General features: G+C 52.0%; 5 protein-coding genes. All 5 read right to left on the bottom strand.

Annotated elements, in window-relative coordinates; genetic code table 11:
- Window positions 1-87: 87 nt before the first annotated feature.
- From M0974_RS27265 to M0974_RS27245, 5 genes are read right to left on the bottom strand one after another with little or no spacing between them, the layout of a single operon-like run.
- The gene (locus M0974_RS27265; protein WP_297844487.1) at window positions 88-1,497 is read right to left on the bottom strand and encodes an MFS transporter; all 1,410 of its coding nucleotides are present in this window, start codon (window positions 1,495-1,497) and stop codon (window positions 88-90) included.
- A gap of 5 nt (window positions 1,498-1,502) precedes the next feature.
- Window positions 1,503-2,627 carry a TldD/PmbA family protein gene (locus M0974_RS27260; protein ID WP_297844484.1) on the bottom strand — a complete coding sequence of 375 codons (1,125 nt, stop codon included), beginning with the start codon at window positions 2,625-2,627 and terminating at the stop codon, window positions 1,503-1,505.
- Complete coding sequence (locus tag M0974_RS27255) at window positions 2,621-3,913, bottom strand: HEXXH motif-containing putative peptide modification protein (protein ID WP_297844481.1); 1,293 nt, start codon at window positions 3,911-3,913, stop codon at window positions 2,621-2,623. Before M0974_RS27255 ends, M0974_RS27260 begins: the two co-directional genes overlap by 7 nt.
- A gap of 12 nt (window positions 3,914-3,925) precedes the next feature.
- Window positions 3,926-4,717 carry a hypothetical protein gene (locus M0974_RS27250; RefSeq protein WP_297844478.1) on the bottom strand — a complete coding sequence of 264 codons (792 nt, stop codon included), beginning with the start codon at window positions 4,715-4,717 and terminating at the stop codon, window positions 3,926-3,928.
- Window position 4,718: 1 nt separating this feature from the next.
- Window positions 4,719-5,618: a DUF692 family multinuclear iron-containing protein gene (locus M0974_RS27245; RefSeq protein WP_297844476.1), complete on the bottom strand. Its 900-nt coding sequence runs from the start codon at window positions 5,616-5,618 to the stop codon at window positions 4,719-4,721.
- Window positions 5,619-5,797: the final 179 nt, after the last annotated feature.

The raw sequence follows: 5,797 nt of genomic DNA, 5'->3' as shown, positions 1-5,797 counted from the left end.
TGAGCCCGAGCGACGCCCGGCGCGCCTTGGCGCCGTCGTTGTAGCGAAAGGCGGTAGCAACGGCACATTGCCTGCTACCGCTTTAGGCTACGGCACTGGCTCTCTACAACATAGCTCCCCCCGCGCACGATGCGCCATGTATTCCGATGCAATGCCAGTCAGGGTTGCAATGGCCAACATGCTGACACAGATCGCCACATACCGATGAAAACTAACGCTGGAAATTGAATGGGTCACACTGTCTTCGATCACATGACCAAGAATCGTAGCGGCGAATGCGCCACTGATGAACTGGCAGAACATATAGAAACCCATGAAATGGTCACGCTCGGATTCATCAACAGATAATGTCGCAATGCGAAATTGGGCTGGGCCGAACAAAGCGGCGGCCATCACGCCGCCCAGCGACGCAAAAATCAGAGCATTAAGTGCTCCCCATGGCTGCACGAAGAAATAGCCACTCGTAGCCAATGTCATGGCTGTGAGGCCCACCACCAATGCACCGCTCTCCCAGCGATCAGCTATACGCCCCAACATCGGTTCCAGCATCGCACTCAGCAATGCTGCAACGGTTAGGACCGTACCGATCTCAGCAACCGTGATGCTGGAAATCGCGCGCAGGGCAGTCGGCAGATGTAATGAAGCCGCATTGGAAACAAAAAACACCAAAAAAATCCTGAGAATCGCGAAAGAAAAAAATATATTTTTCAGGGAGTGCCAAGGTACAAGAGTCTGGAATTTTCCTCGCGCTAGGCACCACTCTCGCAATATGAACAAAACCATTAAGACACACAACCCTCCAGCTGATAGCCACGACATCACCGAGGTAACATGGTCGCCAATATACTGTAATGCCAATTGTGTAAGGCACAGACCCATGAATAGAATGAATGCGCTGAGCACGGGTGGCCGCTGACCTGGGTTGTTCGAGTCATCCTGTACCGGCAAGCGGAGCGAAATAAGTAGAAGGATCGACTGTAAGATTGCTAATACCGCAGGAATACTTTGCCAGCCGAACCGCGCGATCAATAACGCACCGGATAGAGGTCCAATCAGTGTCGCGATAGCCAGTGTGCCTTGAAACCACCCGAAGGCCCATCCCCAACGTTCTTTGGCAACATAGTGTCGCAGTAGTGACATTTGCGCCGGCACCATGACGCCATCAGCGATTGCTTGGCAGGTCTGGGCAAGGAGAAAAACAATCCAGTTTGACGTAAGAGATGCGACGAATGCCGCAACGACGAATAGAACCTGTGCTGCAATCAAGGCCCGTCTGGCCCCATAGCGCGGAACCACGGCACTGAAGTAAAGAATACTAATGGCAAACGTGCTAAAGAACAGTACATTGCGCCATTGCAGAACTTGGTAGCTGATGTCGAAGAAAGTTGCGATGTCGCCAAATGCCAGGGACAGCATCGCTGTCGACATAACCCCCGGTATCACCGCGCTTGATACAGACACGATGAATCCTAGCTCACCAGAAATTTTTATCTTCATATGATTCAAAATGGTCGAAGGCCGACTTCACGCAAGCGCACATGCGGTGCACCCATGGCGACGGGCAAGTCGTCTTGCCCTGCCTTGTTGCAGCCAAAAACCGGCGTAAATAGAGTGGTATCGCGGCCGACTCCGTCTAGACGACTCAATGTCTCAAACTTGTCGCCGATGAGATCAAAGCGACGGATATACCTATTGGTGATTACACCCTGCTGTATCAGACGGCCATACGCGGGCCTCAGCACGAAGGTATCTCCCTGAGATCCACCACCCCAGTTACCGATACACAGAACACCAGCTTCGACGCCAGCGATAAGCTCGTCTAGCGAATCGTGCCCACCTAACAGGACCGTAGTCCCCATACGCGGCAGTATCGGTCGTTCCAAGCCCGTATGGCGCCCATGTCCGTTACTCTGCCGGCCCAGCTTGCGCGCCGAGACCGAATCGGACAAAACATCATTCAGAACACCAGCGGCTACGAGCAAAACAGAACGAGCCGATGTGCCTTCGTCATCCATCGCGTATCCGCCACGGTTACAGGAACCAGCAGGATCGTCGATCACGTTGATCGGATATTCGCTCAATTTATCGCCGAAATCCTTGCCGCGCCGCTTGGTGTAGTTGAGGAAATTATCTGCTTCCAAAGTATGACCAAGAACCTCATGAACGAACAGTGACGCACACCAAGGATCGAGGATGATGTCTAATATCCGATGTGAATGGAAATCCTTTCCGTTTTCCCCCGCATCGGATTCGCCCTGTAGACACTGCAGGATTGACGCCTGATGCTGCAATGGATCGAGTTGTTGCTTGGACGTCTGCCATAGAAATGGAATCAGCGAGCGCGGCCCATCAATAACGGCATTGAGATAAAGGAATTCCTCGTACCTCGGGTAAGAACCGTTAAGAGTTGAACGACTGGCGATGCCTACGCTGAGCGTCAGCGAAATGACCCGATGCGATTCACGCCGGATAGACGCCACGACAGCCCTTAACAAAATCTCAGCTTGTTGGAGCAACTCCTTACCGCGCGCGCTAAAGCCAGGTGGCAATTTATTCCGCCGTACTCCATTCGATGGATCCCATCGGAAGTTTGCGATCTGCCTCGTTGAATAACTGTTGACTAACATTGGCTTAACCGTTGAATCGCGTGTTCAAAGCCTTCCACCAGGCGAGCGCCCATCGGGGTGGGTTGAAACTGGGTGCGAACCGTGTCCATCGCGGCACGCAGCTTTTCCAAGTTTTTTTGGAAATACCGCTCCATGGAGTAACCTGGAATCTCATCGACTTGCCCCCGCAATCGCCGAGTAATTTCCATATCTCGAATGAATGAAAAGATACCGTGCAATAGAGCATTAGGTGGACGGAGGCGCTGGACAAAGGGCGAAAAAAACAACTCGCCGCAGGGCGGCAAAATGTCGTAGAGATCCAAAATCGTGCTAAAACGGTTATGTCCACTTTCGTGCATCCACATCTGCGCAGCCAAATATGACGGACGCGGGGTCGTGGCAACCAAACCGCGAAGCTCATGCACGCTTTCATTTCTCGGATTCAGCGTACCGTCACTTTCCAATGGCAGTACTCGATGGATAGTGTCAATAACTTCGTCATATCCCTCGATCCAATGGCGCCGCACCAACGCCAAACCATTCAACGCATCCACGAAAATTGAAGTCTCGTCGTCTGCCAAGCAGCGCTGAAACTTGGAATCGTCTTGCGGGTAAAGCTCATATAAATCGGCGGCATCGCGTACAAGCGTAATCGATGAATTTGCAATTCGTGTCAGCGGTTCGAATCGCACTCCGGATGGAATTGGGTTAGCCCTGCAGTCAAGTGACAACCTGCCAAGCGATGTACCTTGCTGATCAAGGATATCTATTTCCCTATCATTTACGACAACCTCCAACTCCGGAGTGATGGCAATACCGGAGATGCATAACGTGGTCCCGCAGAGCGGCAATTCAATCCGACCGCGCGCCGATGCGCGCAGTGAAATTTTTCCATGGAAAGACGCACGACTGCATAGAACCAAGTCCAACATTGCATTGCCCAGCATCTTGAGAATCCGCTCGCCATCGATTACTTGCCGTAAACTTGTCCAGTCGCGCACCTTGTAAAGCACGCCCGAAACGCAGGGACTAGTCACATACTTCCTGAGCAAATCGTCGGACGCGGTATGGAGTATACGAAGATACATCTTCGCTTTCTCGGAGACCGTTCCCTGATCAATCCTCTCAAGTTGAACCATAATTGTGAGTAGGCGTTTCAAGTGTAATTTGGCAAGGCCTGCGTCGAGACTGTCGCCTATGCAGCACCCTGCCCGTGGTAAGACCGCCAGAGCCAAATCAACCACCTCAATATCCGATTTAAAGATTGAGCTAAACCGCCGAATATCTAACACGCTGCTCTGATTCATGACCACCTCGAGCTAAACGATCCCAAGCGAGATCAACCGCTGAGCGACGCGACTCCCACGAAAAACAATCTCAATTCCGTAGCGTCGGCGGGTGGCAATGGGTTCATCGAGCATCATTGCAAACTCAATGATGGCCTGGGCGGATGGCGGTATTTCTCCACAAATGAATGATCGGCCTGCAAAATAAAAGTAAACGATATTCTCTTCGTCGGAGCCGTTCCGCGCTGATTCGGTGCCCGCTGGCTGAACAATACGGCGCGGAGCCAAGAGAATTCCCCCTTTTCCGCAACCGGTCGAACGGAGGAGCGGGTGACATACGGATTCCGGAGAAATGCTGCGACTTGCCAACCTGCGAGTAATGCAGTGGAGCGACTCGTGAACGAGGGTGAGCCCCGCGTCGCAGCTGTTGAAGTATCTGGGGAGTTCCATGCTTGCAAAGCGATAAAAGGCTTCCTCCAAACAGAAACTTTGCCCATGGGACTCGATTTCAATAAATTTATCGAATGCGCGCGACTCCAGAAATCGATCGAAGGTCTCGTCCTCATTAATACCTTGCTCTTCGAGAATTCGCAGGCTCGCTGCATAGCTGGACCTCAGTTCTGAACCTCCGCGGTCCAGCCCCGCAATGAGCATATTTTTTGTCAGATCCGCGAATCGGCTTACTTCGGCCAAATCTAGGAATTCCATGGGCACACCCCAGCCACGCAAAAAAGCCTTGCGCTGGTCCATGGACATGTCGGCCAGTGATTGTCTAAATGTTCGGGAGAACACTAAACGGTAAAGAAGTTGAATTTCTGTATCCATGTCACATCACGCTCGGAGTGGTCATGATTTGGCGAAGCAGCTCAAAGCTCGGCCTCGTCGGCTCCAACAAAATACCGTTTTGCGTGAAACGTGGATCCTCATAAGTTACGGCGTGAAGCTTGGAACAGCGTGGAATCAGACAGTCTAGTAGTGTTAGTTGTTGCGGCAGCAAAATACCGTGATGCATATCGTGAAAGCCGGTCGGCGACAATTCCGAGCCCGCAAGATGTATTTCAAAACAGCGCGCTAACGGCAGACGATCAATTTCGCCCCCCAAATCCTCCCCCCGACTCCCTTTCAAGTATTGGTAACTGATTAGATGACCCGTGTCTAGATTCACCAGCGAGTCCGTTTCATCAGCCAACACGCGGAAGTAGTCATACGCATGCATGTCTCCAATTATGATGGCGCTCCCTTCGGTAAACCCAGGGAACTCCAGAATCAATGGTACGGCTAATTGTCGCTTGACTTCCTGGACGGTTGCCACGGCCAGCGAAAGAGAACGCTCGGTCAGAATAGGGGGCAAGGGATAGGGAAGCGCCTTTCCGTGTAACGACCAAATACCGACATCCTCGTTGATCCAACGGATATCAAAACGCTCGACTAACCGGTTGGTAAATTCGATCAGAGCACCGCGCGCATAGCGCTCCTCCCCGGCCAGATTCAGCATCGTATGATGAAGAGCTCGCTCAGGGATGTTATGGCAGCAATCGAAGAACGACTCGAATGCGGGGAAGTAATCCTCGGCCTTCAGCGTCGCCCTGCTCTTCGGCTGAAAAGCTAGAAACACATGACGAAAATAATGTGCATTCAGTTCAAAAAAAGCCTTTATATTTGGGGTGACGGCATCACCAGTCTGAAAAGCCTCAAATCCGTGCTCCGTGCCCCATGGCATATCCATTCCTACCCCTAATTGAGGTGCACTTTTTCGATTTATCATTCCCATTGTTCTCCGGCGCGTGTAATAACTGGGACAACGAACCCCACTTCCGTCAACCGACCCAGCAGGGCCTCTCCACTACGACTTGTGGCCTGCAGATCGCTATCTATCATGCGTATATCTCCTGCTGCCAGTCTGAG

The organism is Pseudomonas sp. (assembly GCF_026224925.1).
Taxonomy (GTDB): Bacteria; Pseudomonadota; Gammaproteobacteria; order Pseudomonadales; family Pseudomonadaceae; genus Aquipseudomonas.
Note: the sequence above shows the minus strand (reverse complement) of the source record. Positions and strands in the feature narration are given on the sequence as shown.